This is a genomic window from Variovorax saccharolyticus, from assembly GCF_030316765.1.
Classification (GTDB): Bacteria; Pseudomonadota; Gammaproteobacteria; order Burkholderiales; family Burkholderiaceae_C; genus Variovorax; species Variovorax saccharolyticus.
Map to the genome: position 1 here is coordinate 396,794 of NZ_JASZYT010000008.1, position 15,243 is coordinate 412,036.

Sequence of the window (15,243 nt, forward strand, 5' to 3'; positions counted from 1 at the left end):
TGTCTCAGGGCAGGGCCTTGTCGGCCTCGGTGGTGAAGGCGTCGGCGTAGAACTCGTCTTCGGGCAGTCCGCGTTGCGCGATGTAGTCCTGCTTGGCGGAGTCGACCACGATCGGCGCACCGCAGGCGTAGACCTGGTGGCCCGAGAGGTCGTCGAAGTCTTCCATGACCGCGCGATGGACGAAGCCGGTGCGTCCGCGCCAGTCGTCCTCGGGCACCGCGTTCGAGACCACGGGCACGTAGCGCAGGTTCGGCATCTGCTGGAGCTGGGTGCGTACCCATTCGTCCATGTAGAGGTCCTCCGGCCGCCGCCCGCCCCAGTACAGGGTGGCCGGCCGATCGATGCCCTTGAACTGCATGTGCTCCAGCAGCGCCTTGATCGGCGCGAAGCCGGTGCCCGAAGCCAGCAGCACCAGCGGCTTGGCGGAGTCCTCGCGCAGGAAGAAGCTGCCATACGGGCCCTCGATGCGCAGGATTTCCTTCTCTTTCATGGCGCCGAAGACATGGTCGGTGAACTTGCCGCCCGGCAGGTGCCGGATGTGCAGCTCGAGCCCGGTGCCGGCCTGCTGCAGCGTATGGGGCGCATTGGCCATCGAGTAGCTGCGCCGGGTGCCGTCGCGCAGGATGAACTCCACGTACTGCCCCGCATGGAACTGCAGAGGCTCGCCCGCGGGCAGCTGCAGGCGCAGCAGGACCACGTCGTGCGACTGTTTGGCGAGCGCCTGCACCCGCACCGGCATCTTCCGGATCGGGAAGGCGCCGGCCTCGGTCACCTGGCGCGATTCGAGGACGACGTCGCTCTCGGGCCGGGCGCAGCAGGTGAGCACGTAGCCGGCGAGCTGCTCTTCGGCGCTCAGCGCCTTGCTCTGGTGCGGGCCCAGGCTGACCTTGCCCGACAGCTTCTTGCATTTGCAGGAGCCGCAGGCGCCGTCCTTGCAGCCATAGGGGAGGCCGATGCCCTGGCGGATGCCGGCCGCCAGGATGGTTTCGTCGGCAAGGGCGGCGAAATGGCGCCCGCTCGGCTCCACCGTGATCTGAAAGCCCGCTTCGCTCGGCGCTGCGCTGGTCATGGGTATTCTTCGTTCTGTGCTCAAAAGGGAGAACGGATTTTGCCCTCAATCAACAGCCCCCTCGGTGCGAGGCCTTCACGCTTCCGGCGCGAGCGCGTGCTCGTGGTCGGTTGCGGCGACGTGGGCCTGCGCGCCGCCGGGCAGCTGCGAGGCCGCGTGAAGCTGATCGCGCTGACCTCCTCGACCGATCGCCTGCCGCTGTTGCGCCAGGCGGGCATCACCCCGATCCTGGGGGACCTGGACCAGCCGGCCTCGCTGCGGCGGCTCTCGGGCCTGGCCACGCGGGTGCTGCACCTGGCGCCGCCGGCGCGCGTCGAGGAGGGCGCGCGATGGTGGCGCGACGCGCGCAGCCTGGCGCTGGCGCGCAGCCTGCGCCTGCGATCGCTGCCTTCGGCCTTCGTCTACGGCTCGACCAGCGGCGTCTACGGCGACTGCGGCGGCGCCCGGATCCCGGAGACGCGCGCGCTGCGGCCCGACACGCCGCGCGCGCACCGCCGCGTCGATGCCGAACGCACGGCGCGCTGGCTCGGCCGCGCCGGCATCGCCGTGCGGATCCTGCGCATTCCCGGCATCTATGCGCCCGACCGCGAGGGCGGAACGCCGCGCGAACGGCTGCGCAAGGGCACGCCGGTGCTGCGGTCCGAGGACGACGTCTACACCAACCATATCCACGCCGACGACCTGGCCCGCATCTGCGTCGCGGCGCTGTGGCGCGGCGGTCCGCAGCGCGTGTTCCATGCCAGCGACGACAGCGAGCTCAAGATGGGCGACTACGTCGACCTGGCGGCCCGCCTCTATGGCCTGCCGCTGCCGCCGCGGATCGCGCGCGTCGAGGCGCAGGCCCAGCTGCCCCTGTCGCTGCTGAGCTTCATGGGTGAATCGAGGCGGCTCGACAACGCCCGGCTCAAGCGCGAACTGCGGGTGCGGCTGCGCTATCCGACGGTGGCCGCGGGGCTGCGATCGGCAGGCTGAGGCGCCCGGCAGCGGTCCGTCTCACGCACGCGGCGGGCCGCCTCTTCAGGCCGCGTCGCGCTCGATGCCGTGCTTCTTGAGCAGCTTGCCGAAGGCGCGCCGCTCCTTGCCGACCATCTGCGCGGCCCGCGTCACATTGCCCTCGGCCTGGCGCAGGGCGCGTTGCAGGTAGTCCTGCTCGAAGAGGCGAACCGCCTCGGCCTTGGCGAGCTGGAAGCGCATGAGGCCGCTGTCGTCCCAGTCCTCGGTCATCGCGGGCTCGGGGCGCGGCGGCTCCTCCTGGCGCACCGGGATGCCGCCTCCCATCAGGAATTCCCGATGCACCCAGTTCTCGAGCTCGCGGATGTTGCCGGGCCAGGGCTGGCTGCGGAGCCACTGAAGCTCCTGCGCGGACAGCGTCCTGGCGGGCAATCCGTACTTGGCACTGAAGCGGCGGATGAAGTGCGTCGCGAGCAGGTCGATGTCGCCGACGCGCTCCCTGAGCGGCGGCAGCACAAGGTGGAGGATCTTGAGCCGGTACATGAGGTCGGCGCGAAACGCTCCCTGGGCGACCAGCGCGGCCAGCGGGCGATTGGAGGCGGCGACCACCCGCACATCGGTGCTGAGCTCGCGGGCCGTGCCCAGCGGCCGGTAGCGCTGGTCCTGGAGAAAGCGCAGCAGCGTCACCTGCGCCTTGCCGCTCAGGGCATCGACCTCGTCGAGGAACAGGGTGCCGCCATTGGCTTCGGCCACCAGGCCGGCCCGGGCCTGGCGCGCATCGGTGAAGGCGCCGCGCTCGTGGCCGAAGAGTTCCGATTCGATCAGCATCTCGGGCAGCGCGCCGCAGTTGACGGGCACGAAGGGCCGGGCGCTGCGCAGGCCGCCGTAGTGGATCACGCGGGCGGCGAGCTCCTTGCCCGAGCCGGTCTCGCCCTCGATCAGCGCGGGTGCCTCGGTCGCTGCGATCCGCTCGAGCTGCGCGACCATTCGCTGGTGCGCGGCCGACGCGCCGACGATCTCGTCATGGAGTCGCTTCCTTCCTTCCGATACACATGGGCCTGGCTGTGGATTGGGTAGCGGCATGAGGACGCGAAGCTGAGTGGCGGGTCGGGAACTTCGTAAGTGAGGGCCTACAGCCGGCCTTCGTGGAGCGAATCTACTCGGCTCGCAACGAAGTGCAATATGACTGACGGCGTACTTGGGAAACGGGCCTTGCGTCGAGAAAAGAAGCCCTAAGTTCTCGTTGAGCCCGTGCTTGGACTGGCCCTCTAGGCCACAAGGTTTAGCGGTCCGCGGCGCTGCGCGAATGCGGCCCGCGCGGGAGCGCGGGATGGTGCCCGGGGCCGGAATCGAACCGGCACGCCTTGCGGCGGGGGATTTTGAGTCCCCTGCGTCTACCAATTTCACCACCCGGGCACGAAAGGAAGGCAGCCCAAAATTATGGCACAGTGCCCCTATGCAATATCCGACGATTGAAGACGCGATTGGGAAGACGCCGCTGGTCGCCTTGCAGCGCATCGATGCGGCCGCCAATGCGCAGCGCGGCAACGTGATCCTGGGCAAGCTCGAGGGCAACAATCCGGCCGGCTCGGTCAAGGACCGGCCGGCCCTGTCGATGATCAAGCGCGCCGAGGAGCGCGGCGAGATCAAGCCCGGCGACACCCTGATCGAGGCGACCTCCGGCAACACCGGCATCGCGCTGGCGATGGCGGCGGCAATCAAGGGCTACCGGATGGTCCTGATCATGCCGGAGGACCTGTCGGTCGAGCGCGCCCAGACCATGAAGGCCTTCGGTGCCGAACTCATGCTGACGCCCAAGAGCGGCGGCATGGAATACGCGCGCGATCTCGCCGAGCAGATGGTGCAGCAGGGCAAGGGCCGGGTGCTCGACCAGTTCGCCAATCCCGACAATCCGCGCATCCACTACGAAACCACCGGCCCCGAGATCTGGGCCGACACCGGCGGTCGCATCACGCACTTCGTGAGCGCGATGGGCACCACCGGCACCATCACCGGCGTGTCCCGCTTCCTGAAGGAAAAGAATCCGGCGGTGCGCATCGTCGGCGCCCAGCCCGACGAAGGCTCGCGCATCCCGGGCATCCGCAAGTGGCCGCAGGAGTACCTGCCGAAGATCTACGATCCGAGCCGCGTCGACGAGGTGGTCAACGTGAGCCAGGACAACGCCGAGGAGATGTGCCGCCGGCTGGCGCGCGAGGAGGGCATCTTCGGCGGCATCTCGGCGGCCGGGGCGCTGTGGGTCGCGCTCGAGATCGCCAGGACGGTCGAGAACGCAACCATCGTCTTCGTGGTGTGCGACCGCGGCGACCGCTATCTCTCCACCGGTGTCTTCCCGGCCTGAAGGACACCATGGCCACACCCAAGTTCTGCCCCGACTGCGCCACGTCCCTGGCGCACATCGAACTCGCCGAGGACGGCGGCCCGAAGTCGCGCCTGCGCTGTCCGGCCTGCGGCTGGACCCATTGGAACAATCCGACGCCGGTGCTGGCCGCGATCATCGAGTACCGCGGCCAGGTGCTGCTGGCGCGCAACGCGGCCTGGCCGCACAAGATGTACGCCCTGATCACCGGCTTCATGGAGGCCGGCGAGACGCCGCAGGAAGGCATCGCGCGCGAGATCAAGGAAGAGACCAACCTCGACGCCAGCGAACTGAACCTGGTCGGTGTCTACGATTTCCAGCGCATGAACCAGGTCATCGTCGCCTACCACGCGGTCGCCGACGGCGAGGTTCGACTGTCGCCCGAGCTGGTGGACTATCGCCTCTACGACCTGCCGTCGCTGCGCTGCTGGCCCGCGGGCACCGGCTATGCGCTGGCCGACTGGCTGCGCACGCGGGGGCACGAGCCCCAGTTCATGGAGTGGCCGCGGCCAGCCTCCTAGAATTGCCGCAGTTTCAAGGAACGGCCATGCATTTCCACAAAGAGCTCGATACCCGCGGCCTCAACTGCCCCCTGCCCATCCTCAAGGCCAAGAAGTCCCTCAACGAGATGCACAGCGGCGAACTGCTGAAGGTGGTGTCGACCGATGCGGGATCGGTGCGCGATTTCCAGGCCTTCGCTCGCCAGACCGGCAACGATCTCGTCGACCAGCAGACGGTCGGCAGCGATTTCATCCACGTGCTGCGGCGACGCTGAACCACGCCGGGTCGCCATGAAGCGAAGCATCCGCCTGGCTGTCGGGGCCTGCGCGCTCGCGCTGGTGGCGCTTGTCTTCGTCTTGATTCGCTGGAACGATCCCATGGCTTCGAGCATTGGCGACAGCGCTGCACGTCCCGGCGCGATTTCGATGGCGGTGCTGGGCGATTCGACCAGCCATTCCTATCAGGATCGCCTCAGCTTTCCGGATGGCTCGCCCGAGCGCGGCGGGCTCTATCGGCCACGCACCTTTCAATGGCCCGAGGTGCTGACCCGCCTGCGTGGCCAGGAGATCGACCTGGGGACCTGGGGCCGCTGGGGGCGCTCCGCGCTGGTGGCGCAGGCGCTCCAGTGGATCGGGTTCGATGGCGGCCGGGCACCGGCGAAAGAAGATTATTTTTTCAACTTCGCCAACACCGGCGCCACCTGCTACGACCTGCTGGAAGGGCGCCGGCATCAGGTGAAGCCCCTGGTGGCGGCGATGAACCAGGATCCGGAGCGCTGGAGCCGCGGGGTGGTGGTGATCCGCATCGGCTTGAACAACTGGAGCGGCCTGACCGATCTGCAGGCGCAGGATCCGGCCGCGGCCGAACTGAAGACCGTCACGGCCTATTGCACCGAGCAGATCGGTCGTGCCATCGCGCTGATTCACGCATCCCATCCGAAGACCCGCATCCTGCTGGTCGGGATCGCCAACACGGCGGACGACCCCGACAAGCTCCACCAATGGCAGACGGCCGCAGCCACCGTCAACATCAGGTCGGCCCTCGATGCCTTCAACGGCGCCATCCGTGATCTGACCAAGGGCGATCCCCGGCTGGCCTTCTTCGATGACCTCGCATTCTTCTACGAACGATGGGGCGCGCGCGATGCGCTCGGCAAGCCCGCCTACGGCACGGTCGCGATCGGGCCGGACCTGCGCATCACCAACACCGCCGGCGACGAACCGCACAACATCTCATTGGCCGACGGCCATGCGGGCGTGGCCTTCAATGCCTTGTGGGTGCAATCGCTGGTCGCCCGGCTCGACGAGGCTTTCGGCCTGAAGCTGACGCCGGTCAGCGACGCCGAGCTTCAGCGCTTCCTGACGCCGTTGTTGCCGACGCCTAGAGAGCCAGGCTCCTGAGGTACTCGCGGAACGATGCGCCCACTTCGGCGTGGGCCAGGGCCAGTTCGACCGTGGCCTGCAGGAAGCCTTCCTTGCTGCCGCAGTCGTAGCGCGTGCCTTCGTAGGAATAGGCGTGCACCGATTCCTTCTTCATGAGCGCGGCGATGCCGTCGGTCAGCTGGATTTCGCCACCGGCGCCCTTGGGCTGGTTGCGGATCTCGGCGAACACGCCCGGCGTGAGGATGTAGCGGCCGGCCACGCCCAGGCGCGAAGGCGCATCCTCGGGCTTCGGCTTCTCGACCATGCGGTTGACCTTGACCAGCCCGTTCTCGACCGTGTCGCCGGCCACGATGCCGTAGCGCTTGACGTGCGCCAGGGGCACTTCCTGCACCGCCAGCAGCGAGCCGCCGAGGCGATCGAAGACCCGCGTCATCTGGGCCAGCACCGGCTCGCCCTTGTCCGGGCCGACCATCAGGTCATCGGCCAGCAGCACGGCGAAGGGCTCGTCGCCCACCAGGTGCTCGGCGCACAGCACGGCATGGCCCAGGCCCAGCATGCGCGGCTGGCGCACGTAGGAGCAGGTCATGTCGTCGGGCATCACCGAGCGGGCGATGTTGAGCAGTTCGGTCTTGCCGCTGGCCTCGAGCTGCGACTCGAGTTCGTAGGCGGTGTCGTAGTGGTCCTCGATCGCGCGCTTGTTGCGGCCGGTGACGAAGATCATGTCGCGGATGCCGGCGGCATAGGCTTCCTCGACCGCGTACTGGATCAGGGGCTTGTCCACCACCGGCAGCATTTCCTTGGGCTGTGCCTTGGTTGCCGGCAGGAATCGGGTGCCAAAGCCTGCTACGGGAAACACGGCCTTGCGAATGCGCGTCGAAGTTTGGGACATGGGCTTTCGTCGATCTGAAGGATGAAAGGGAGGGAGGGGAAGGCACCCGGAGGCACCAACCCCAATACTAAAGGCCTCGGCCGCAGCCAGTCTGTCAGCCTAGGCGGACAAGCTGGTCGCGCAGCCGTTCGAGCGTGGCACTGAAGTCCGTCAGCCGCTTGCGCTCCTGGTCGATCACCGCGGGAGGCGCCTTGGCGACGAAGGCTTCGTTGCCGAGTTTGGCATTGACCTTGGCGATCTCGCCCTCGATTCGCGCAAGCTCCTTGCCGATGCGGACCTTTTCCGCGGCCTTGTCGATTTCCATGTGCAGGCAGATGCGCACGTCGCCGACCACCGCCACCGGCGCCGCCTCGGCGGCGGCCGACCAGGCCGCGGCGTCGTCGAACACCTTGACTTCCTTGAGCTTGGCCAGCGCCTGCAGCACCGGTGCCGCGTCGCGCAGGAAGGCGCTGCTCGCGGCGTCGTCGGCCACGGCGTAGAGCGGCATCCGGGTGGCGGGCGAGACGTTCATCTCGCCGCGCAGCGTGCGGCAGGCATCCACCAGCGACTTGAGCCGGGCCACGTGGGCCTCGGCGGCTTCGTCGATCTTCTCGGGCTGGCTCTTCGGGTAGGCGGCGATCATCACCGACTCGCCCTCGCGGCCGGCCACTGGCGCGACCTTCTGCCAGAGCGCTTCGGTGATGAACGGGATCACCGGGTGCGCCAGCCGCAGCAGGGCCTCGAGCGTGCGGATCAGGGTGCGTCGCGTGGCGCGCTGCTGCGCCGCGTCGCCCTGCTGGATCTGCACCTTGGCGATCTCCAGGTACCAGTCGCAGAACTCGTCCCAGGCGAACTGGTAGATCGCATTGGCCACGTTGTCGAGCCGGTACTCCTCGAAGCCCTTGGCCACCTCGGCCTCGACGCGCTGCAGCTTGGAGCTGATCCAGCGGTCGGCCTGGCTGAACTTGAGGTAGCCGTGGGCCGGCCCGCCGACCGCGCATTCTTCCTTGGTGTGCTCGCGCAGCCCGCAGTCCTGGCCTTCGCAGTTCATCAGCACGAAGCGGGTCGCGTTCCAGAGCTTGTTGCAGAAATTGCGATAGCCCTCGCAGCGCTTGGCGTCGAAGTTGATGCTGCGGCCCAGGGAGGCCAGCGAGGCGAAGGTGAAGCGCAGCGCGTCGGCGCCGAAGGCCGGAATGCCGTCCGGGAATTCTTTCTGCGTGTTCTTGCGCACCGCGGGCGCGGTCTCGGGCTTGCGCAGGCCCTGGGTGCGCTTGTCGAGCAGCTCGGGCAGCGCGATGCCGTCGATCAGGTCGACCGGATCGAGCACGTTGCCTTCGGACTTGCTCATCTTCTTGCCGTGCGAGTCGCGCACCAGGCCGTGGATGTAGACGTGCTTGAAAGGCACCTTGCCCGTGAAGTGCTTGGTCATCATGATCATCCGGGCGACCCAGAAGAAGATGATGTCGTAGCCCGTGACCAGCACGGTCGAGGGCAGGTAGAGGTCGAGTTCCGGCGTCTTCTCGGGCCAGCCCAGCGACGAGAACGGAATCAGCGCCGACGAATACCAGGTGTCGAGCACGTCCTCGTCGCGCGTGAGCGTCTTGCCGGGTGCCTGGGCCTGCGCCTCTTCTTCGCTGCGCGCCACGTAGACCTTGCCCTCGGCGTCGTACCAGGCAGGGATCTGATGGCCCCACCAGAGCTGGCGCGAGATGGTCCAGTCCTGGATGTTCTCCATCCAGTGGTTGTAGGTGTTGACCCAGTTCTCGGGCACGAAGCTGACTTCGCCCGAACTCACGGCTTCGATCGCCTTCTGCGCGATCGACTGGCCGCTGGCGTCGGGCTTGGTCATGGCGACGAACCACTGGTCGGTCAGCATCGGCTCGACCACCGCGCCGGTGCGGGCGCAGCGCGGCACCATGAGCTTGTGCTTCTTGGTCTCGACCAGCAGGTCCAGCGCCTCGAGATCGGCCACCACCGCCTTGCGCGCCACGAAGCGGTCGAGCCCGCGGTACTTCTCGGGCGCGTTGTCGTTGATGGTGGCGTCCAGGGTCAGGACGCAGAGGTTCTCGAGCTGGTGGCGCTGGCCCACCGCGTAGTCGTTGGGGTCGTGCGCCGGCGTGACCTTGACGACTCCGGTGCCGAATTCGCGGTCGACGTAGTCGTCGGCGATCACCGGGATCAGCCGGTCGGTCAGCGGCAGCCTGACGCGCTGGCCGATCAGGTGCTTGTAGCGCTCGTCCTCCGGGTGGACCATGACGGCGGTGTCGCCGAGCATGGTCTCGGGCCGGGTGGTGGCGACCGTGAGCGTGCCCGAGCCGTCTTCGAGCGGATAGGCGATGTGCCACAGGAAGCCGTCTTCTTCCTCGCTTTCGACCTCGAGGTCGCTGACCGCGGTCTTCAGCACCGGGTCCCAGTTGACCAGGCGCTTGCCGCGGTAGATCAGGCCTTCTTCATAGAGCTGCACGAAGGTCTGGGTGACCACCTTCGACAGGTCTTCGTCCATCGTGAAGTACTCGCGGCTCCAGTCCACCGTGTCGCCCATGCGGCGCATCTGGTTGGTGATGGTGTTGCCGGACTGCTGCTTCCATTCCCAGACCCGGGCGACGAAGTTCTTGCGGCCGAGGTCGTGGCGGCTGAGCTTCTGCTCCTGCAGCTGGCGCTCGACCACGATCTGTGTGGCGATGCCCGCGTGGTCGGTGCCCGGCACCCAGAGCGTGTTGGCCCCGGCCATGCGGTGGTAGCGCGCCAGGCTGTCCATGATGGTCTGGTTGAAGGCGTGGCCCATGTGCAGCGTGCCGGTCACGTTCGGCGGCGGCAGCTGGATCGCGAACGAGGGCGCGCCTTCCTTGGGCGCCTGCGTGCCGCGGTAGCCGGCGGCGGCATAGCCGCGCCGCTCCCATTCGGGACCCCAGTGCGCCTCGATGGCAACGGGTTCGAAGGATTTGGAAAGGCTATCGAGGCCGGGTTGGGGCAGGGTGTCGCTCATGGCGTTGCAAAAGACGAACGGCATCCCGCAGGATGCCGCTTGTGGGGGTGAAGGTCAGGGGATTTTATTCGACTGCGCGGGCGCCGTGCTCACTGCGGCGCCGCGTAGTTCACCGGCAGCCAGACGTAGCCCGAGCCCTGGGCCCGAAGGCGGCCGATGCCCGGGAAGGACAGGTGCGCGGCCGCCACCAGGTAGCCCTGCCGGGCTGCCTCGGCGTAGGCCTTGCGTCGCTGCGCTGCGGCCGCCTTGGAATCGGTGTCGAACTGGATCGTGACCGAAGGGTTTTCGAACTGGACCGCGGCCACGTGCATCAGGTCACCCCAGAAGACGATCTTCTGGCCCTTGCTCTCGGCGACGAAAAGGCTGTGGCCCGCCGTATGGCCGCGGGCGGCCTGGGCCCGGATGCCGGGCAGGAGTTCGGTGTCGCCGTCGAAGGGCTTGAACTTGCCGGCGGCGATGTACGGATTCAGCGACGCCATCGCACCCTGGAAGAAGCCCTTGGCATCGGCCGGCGCCTTGTCCATGTTGGCCTGGCTGAGCCAGAAGTCGGCGTCGTGCTGGTCGGCGCGCACCGTCGCGTTGGGAAAGGCCGGCTTGTCGCCCGCCATCAGGCCGCCGACGTGGTCCGGGTGCAGGTGGGTGATATAGACCTCGTCGACCTGTTCGGGCTGGTAGCCGGCCGCTTTCAGGTTGGTCACCAGCTTGCCCAGGGTCGGCCCGAAAAGGCCCGCGGCACCGGTGTCCACCAGCACCAGCTTGCTGCCGGTGTTGATCAGGTAGCCGTTCACCGACGTTTCCAGCGGGCTCTGCAGGTAGTTGCGGGCCAGGATCTTCTTCACCTGGGCCGGAGTGGTGCGGGTCAGCAGCTGGTCGACCGGCAGCGCGACCGTGCCGTCCGACAGCGCCGTGACCTGGAAGTCGCCGACCATCACGCGGTAGACGCCCGGTGCCTGTTCCTTGGCGAGCGGCGCTGCGGCCCGGGCCGTGGCCGGGCTCCAGGAGGCGGCGACGGCACAGGCCGCGGCCAGCGCGAATGCACCGGATCGGAAGAGGGAAGCAGCCTTCATCGCAGGTCTCCAGACGAATGGGGTTGGGAATGCAGGCGCACTCTATACCGGGTCGCGGCCTTTGGCGCGGGCGGTCGATAATTCGGCGATGCTGTTTCTGCTTTCCCCTGCCAAATCGCTCGACTACGACACGCCGGTGCCCGACACCGTGCCCGCCACCCAAGCTCGTTTCGAAGGCCCGAAGAGTCCCGCGGCCGAGCTCATCCGGATCCTGCGCGAGAAGTCGCCGCAGCAGATCGCCGAGCTGATGCACCTGTCGGACAAGCTGTCGGCGCTCAACGTGGCGCGCTATGCCGCCTGGGCATCGAAGGGCAGCGAGAAGAATGCGAAGCAGGCTGCGCTGGCCTTCGATGGCGATGTCTACGGCGGGCTCGACGCCAAGTCCCTCGATGCCCGGCAGCTGGCCTGGGCGCAAGACCATGTCTGCATCCTGAGTGGGCTCTACGGCGTGCTGCGCCCGCTCGACCTGCTCCAGCCCTACCGGCTCGAGATGGGCACGCAGCTCGCGAACCGGCACGGCAAGGACCTCTATGCCTTCTGGGGGCCGCGCATCGCGGAGCATCTCAACGAGCGCCTGGCCGCCGACCGCACGCCGGTGGTCATCAACCTGGCCTCCCAGGAGTACTTCAAGTCGGTCGACCAGCGCGTGCTGAAGGCGCGCGTCGTCGAGTGCGTCTTCGAGGAATGGAAGGCCGGCAGCGGCGCCAAGGGCGATCCGGGACGCTACAAGATCGTCAGCTTCTTCGCCAAGCGCGCGCGCGGCCTGATGGCGCGCTGGGCCGTGTTGCACAAGGCGGCCACGCCGAAGGCGCTGGAAAAATTCGACCTCGAGGGCTATGCCTTCGACGCCCCGGCGTCGAAGCCGGATCGGATGGTGTTCCGACGGAGGACCGCATGACCGGCCAGGCCATCAGCCCCGAATTGCGCGAATGGGTCGCGGCCCAGCTGGCGGCCGGCCATTCGGTGCCGAGCCTGCGGGCGTCGATGCGTGCCGCCGGCTGGCACGACGACGCGGCCGATGCCGCCTTGCAGGGCATCGAGATGCAGGGCGTCGGCACCCAGGTCGCGGCGCCCTCGCGCCCCGGTTTGCCGGGCCCCGACCTGTCGGAGTCCCCACTCTATATCGACGCCGGAGACCGTCGCGTGCAGGTGCTGCAGACGATGCGCCATCCGCGCGTCATCGTCTTCGGCGACCTGCTGTCGGCCCAGGAGTGCGAAAGCCTGATCGACGCCGCGCGCCAGCGCCTCGCGCGCTCTCTCACCGTCGAGACGCAGACCGGTGGCGAAGCGCTCAACGTCGATCGGACCAGTGACGGCATGTTCTTCGAGCGCGGCGAGAACGCCACCGTGGCCCGGCTCGAGCAGCGCATCGCGGCGCTGCTGCGATGGCCGCTGGAATTCGGCGAGGGCCTGCAGATCCTGCGCTATGCGCCGGGTGCCCAGTATCGCCCGCACTACGACTACTTCGATCCCGGCGAGCCCGGCACGCCGACCATCCTGCGCCGCGGCGGCCAGCGCGTGGCCACGCTGGTGATGTACCTGCAAGAGCCCGAGCAGGGCGGCGCCACCACCTTCCCCGATGTCGGTCTCGAGGTCGCTCCCAAGCGCGGCACCGGCGTCTTCTTCAGCTACGACCGGCCCGATCCTTCGACCCGCACGCTGCACGGCGGTGCGCCGGTGCTGGCCGGCGAAAAGTGGGTCGCGACCAAGTGGCTGCGCGAGCGCGAGTTCACCTGACCCGGCCCCCATGAAAATCACATCCAACGGCATTCAGATCGAGGTCGAGGACAGCGGCGGGGAAGGGCGGCCGGTCGCGCTGCTGGTCATGGGGCTCGGCATGCAGCTGATCGGCTGGCCCGACGATTTCGTCCAGGCGCTGGTCGATGCCGGCTTCCGGGTCGTGCGCCACGACAACCGCGACATCGGCCTGAGCCAGGGCTTCGACCAGGCTGGCGCCGGCAACCTGATCTGGCAGAGCGTTCGCCAGCGCATCGGCCTGCCGGTGCGTTCTGCCTACAGCCTGCAGGACATGGCCAACGACTCGCTCGGCGTGCTCGATGCGCTGGGGATAGCGCGCGCCCACGTGGTCGGCGCATCGATGGGCGGCATGATCGCCCAGCGCCTCGCGGCCAGCGCGCCGCAGCGCACCGCCAGCCTGGTGAGCATCATGAGCTCGAGCGGCGCCCGCAGGCTGCCGGGGCCGCGTCCCGATGTCGCCGCAGCCCTGCTGCGGCGGCCGCCGAGCCGGACCGAGGCGGCGCTGGTGGCGCACAGCATGGGCATGGTCCGGCTGATCCAGAGCCCGGCCTATCCGCAGGACGACCAGGTGGTCGCCGACCGCATCCGGCGCGCCATGCACCGGGCCTACCGGCCGGCCGGCGTGGTGCGGCAGATGCTCGCGATCGTCGCCGACCGCGACCGTGCCGAGATGCTCCCGCGCATCGCCAGTCCGGCGCTGGTGCTGCACGGCGAGGCCGATGCGCTGGTGCCGATCGCCTGCGGGCGGGATTCGGCCGAGCGCATACCCGGTGCCCGCTTCGTCTCGATCCCGGGCATGGGTCACGACCTGCCGCCACCGGTGGTCGAACTTCTCATGCATCACATTCTTCCCTTTCTGGACAACGCCGAGAGCCGCTCATGAGCCTAGACAACACCCCGGAGCAGTCGCAGCTCGGCCGCGCATCCGCCTACGTCGACCAGTACGACGCCAGCCTTCTGTTTCCGATCCCGCGGGCGGCCCAGCGCGACACGATGGGCATCGTCAGCGACAGGCTGCCGTTTTTCGGCGCCGATCTCTGGACCGCCTTCGAACTGAGCTGGCTCAACCCGCGCGGCAAGCCGCAGCTGGCGATCGCGCATTTCACGATTCCCTGCGAAACGCCCAACATCATCGAGAGCAAGTCCTTCAAGCTCTACCTGAACAGCTTCAACAGCACCGTGTTCGCGGATGCCCAGTCGGTGCGGGATCGCCTGCGCACCGACCTCGGCGAAGCCGTGTGGCGCGGCAGCGATCGCACGGCAGGCATCGGCGTCAGGCTGCTGGCGCCCGATGCCTTCGACCTGGAGCCGGTGCAAGAACTCGACGGCCTCGATCTCGACCGCCTGGACATCGAGTGCTCGCAGTACCAGCCGGCGCCCGAGCTGCTGTCCGCCGACCTGACGCAGCCGCCCGTGACCGAGACCCTGAGCAGCCGCCTCCTCAAGAGCAATTGCCTCGTGACCGGCCAACCCGACTGGGGCAGCGTGCAGATCCGCTACAACGGACCGCCGATCGACCAGGCGGGCCTGCTCGCCTATATAGTGAGCTTCCGCAACCACAACGAATTCCACGAGCCCTGCGCCGAGCGCATCTTCACGGACATCTGGAAGCGCTGCCAGCCCACCCAGCTGGCTGTCTATGCGCGCTACACGCGGCGCGGCGGCCTGGACATCAATCCCTTCCGCACCAGCTGGCCGCAGGCGCTGCCTGCCAACATCAGGACGGCCCGGCAGTAGGTCTGCGAAAAGTTTAGGGAGGCAAGGGGAAACCCTCAAAACCGTGCCATAATCGATGGCTCTGCTGAGGCGACTCGGTGGTTGAGCCTCCCTCGGGAAGCATCACCACCCCGAAACGATCGGTAGAGAAAAAAGGCCCTTCGGTCTTGATCTGGTTCTAAAAACTGTGTCACAATCGAAGGCTCCGCTGAAAACGACGGCGACGAAGCAGCTTCAGGGTTGCAAGTTGATCGAAGTGACTGGCGGGAAAGAAAAAGCCTCCCGAGGTTGACGAAGTTGAAAAAACTGTGTCATAATCGAAGGCTCCGCAGAAAACGCGAACTGCAGCAGCTTCCAAGCGAAGCGACTGAAGCAAGCGAAAGAAAGCGAAAAAAGTTTGCCGGTTCTATAAAAACCGTGTCATAATCGAAGGCTCCGCTGATCGCAGCGAAGCAAGCAAAACAAGAGATTGTTTTGACGGATCGTTAAAAATATACAGCCGATAAGCGTGGGCGTTTGAGGCGAATGGCTAAGTTCTTCGGAACAAAGTCTTCAAGACTTTAAACGC

General features: G+C 67.4%; 14 protein-coding genes and 1 tRNA gene. 9 read left to right on the forward strand and 6 right to left on the reverse strand.

What is annotated here, in order from left to right:
- Positions 1-4: 4 nt before the first annotated feature.
- Positions 5-1,069 carry a CDP-6-deoxy-delta-3,4-glucoseen reductase gene (locus QTI45_RS24665; RefSeq protein ID WP_286374453.1) on the reverse strand — a complete coding sequence of 355 codons (1,065 nt, stop codon included), beginning with the start codon at positions 1,067-1,069 and terminating at the stop codon, positions 5-7.
- Positions 1,070-1,108: 39 nt separating this feature from the next.
- Between QTI45_RS24665 and QTI45_RS24670 the strand changes: the two genes are divergently transcribed.
- Positions 1,109-2,041: an SDR family oxidoreductase gene (locus tag QTI45_RS24670; protein ID WP_286656148.1), complete on the forward strand. Its 933-nt coding sequence runs from the start codon at positions 1,109-1,111 to the stop codon at positions 2,039-2,041.
- A gap of 45 nt (positions 2,042-2,086) precedes the next feature.
- Here the strand turns inward: QTI45_RS24670 and QTI45_RS24675 are convergent, their stop codons facing one another.
- Both QTI45_RS24675 and QTI45_RS24680 read right to left on the reverse strand, forming a co-directional pair.
- Positions 2,087-3,037 carry a sigma 54-interacting transcriptional regulator gene (locus QTI45_RS24675; protein WP_444813307.1) on the reverse strand — a complete coding sequence of 317 codons (951 nt, stop codon included), beginning with the start codon at positions 3,035-3,037 and terminating at the stop codon, positions 2,087-2,089.
- 314 nt (positions 3,038-3,351) lie between these two features.
- Positions 3,352-3,436 (reverse strand) — tRNA-Leu (locus QTI45_RS24680).
- 40 nt (positions 3,437-3,476) lie between these two features.
- On the opposite strand from QTI45_RS24680, the gene cysM reads away from it, so the two are divergent.
- The 4 genes from cysM (at position 3,477) to QTI45_RS24700 (ending at position 6,298) form a co-directional block, all read left to right on the forward strand.
- Entirely contained in the window at positions 3,477-4,379 is a 903-nt protein-coding gene (cysM, locus tag QTI45_RS24685; RefSeq protein ID WP_286374456.1) for a cysteine synthase CysM, read from the forward strand.
- Between the two features lie 8 nt (positions 4,380-4,387).
- Positions 4,388-4,918: an NUDIX hydrolase gene (locus QTI45_RS24690; protein WP_286374457.1), complete on the forward strand. Its 531-nt coding sequence runs from the start codon at positions 4,388-4,390 to the stop codon at positions 4,916-4,918.
- A 26-nt stretch (positions 4,919-4,944) separates the two neighbouring features.
- Positions 4,945-5,172, forward strand: coding sequence for a sulfurtransferase TusA family protein (locus QTI45_RS24695; protein ID WP_286374458.1), 228 nt, complete (start codon positions 4,945-4,947; stop codon positions 5,170-5,172).
- 103 nt (positions 5,173-5,275) lie between these two features.
- On the forward strand, positions 5,276-6,298 hold the full coding sequence (locus tag QTI45_RS24700; RefSeq protein WP_286656150.1) for an SGNH/GDSL hydrolase family protein: 1,023 nt from the start codon (positions 5,276-5,278) through the stop codon (positions 6,296-6,298).
- Here QTI45_RS24700 and galU read toward each other — a convergent pair.
- From galU to QTI45_RS24715, 3 genes are all read right to left on the reverse strand, one after another.
- Complete coding sequence (gene galU, locus QTI45_RS24705) at positions 6,279-7,169, reverse strand: UTP--glucose-1-phosphate uridylyltransferase GalU (RefSeq protein WP_286656151.1); 891 nt, start codon at positions 7,167-7,169, stop codon at positions 6,279-6,281. The genes QTI45_RS24700 and galU overlap by 20 nt on opposite strands.
- A gap of 94 nt (positions 7,170-7,263) precedes the next feature.
- Positions 7,264-10,134 carry a valine--tRNA ligase gene (locus QTI45_RS24710; RefSeq protein ID WP_286656152.1) on the reverse strand — a complete coding sequence of 957 codons (2,871 nt, stop codon included), beginning with the start codon at positions 10,132-10,134 and terminating at the stop codon, positions 7,264-7,266.
- Between the two features lie 89 nt (positions 10,135-10,223).
- The gene (locus QTI45_RS24715) at positions 10,224-11,201 is read right to left on the reverse strand and encodes an MBL fold metallo-hydrolase (protein ID WP_286656153.1); all 978 of its coding nucleotides are present in this window, start codon (positions 11,199-11,201) and stop codon (positions 10,224-10,226) included.
- Between the two features lie 88 nt (positions 11,202-11,289).
- Between QTI45_RS24715 and yaaA the strand changes: the two genes are divergently transcribed.
- From yaaA to queF, 4 genes are read left to right on the forward strand one after another with little or no spacing between them, the layout of a single operon-like run.
- On the forward strand, positions 11,290-12,099 hold the full coding sequence (yaaA, locus tag QTI45_RS24720; protein ID WP_286374463.1) for a peroxide stress protein YaaA: 810 nt from the start codon (positions 11,290-11,292) through the stop codon (positions 12,097-12,099).
- Positions 12,096-12,938 carry a 2OG-Fe(II) oxygenase gene (locus tag QTI45_RS24725; RefSeq protein WP_286656154.1) on the forward strand — a complete coding sequence of 281 codons (843 nt, stop codon included), beginning with the start codon at positions 12,096-12,098 and terminating at the stop codon, positions 12,936-12,938. The genes yaaA and QTI45_RS24725 overlap by 4 nt, the downstream gene beginning before the upstream one ends.
- 10 nt (positions 12,939-12,948) lie before the next feature.
- Positions 12,949-13,842, forward strand: coding sequence for an alpha/beta fold hydrolase (locus QTI45_RS24730; protein ID WP_286656155.1), 894 nt, complete (start codon positions 12,949-12,951; stop codon positions 13,840-13,842).
- Positions 13,839-14,696 (forward strand): NADPH-dependent 7-cyano-7-deazaguanine reductase QueF, encoded by an 858-nt coding sequence (queF, locus tag QTI45_RS24735; RefSeq protein ID WP_286656156.1) that lies wholly within the window; start codon positions 13,839-13,841, stop codon positions 14,694-14,696. The genes QTI45_RS24730 and queF overlap by 4 nt, the downstream gene beginning before the upstream one ends.
- Positions 14,697-15,243: the final 547 nt, after the last annotated feature.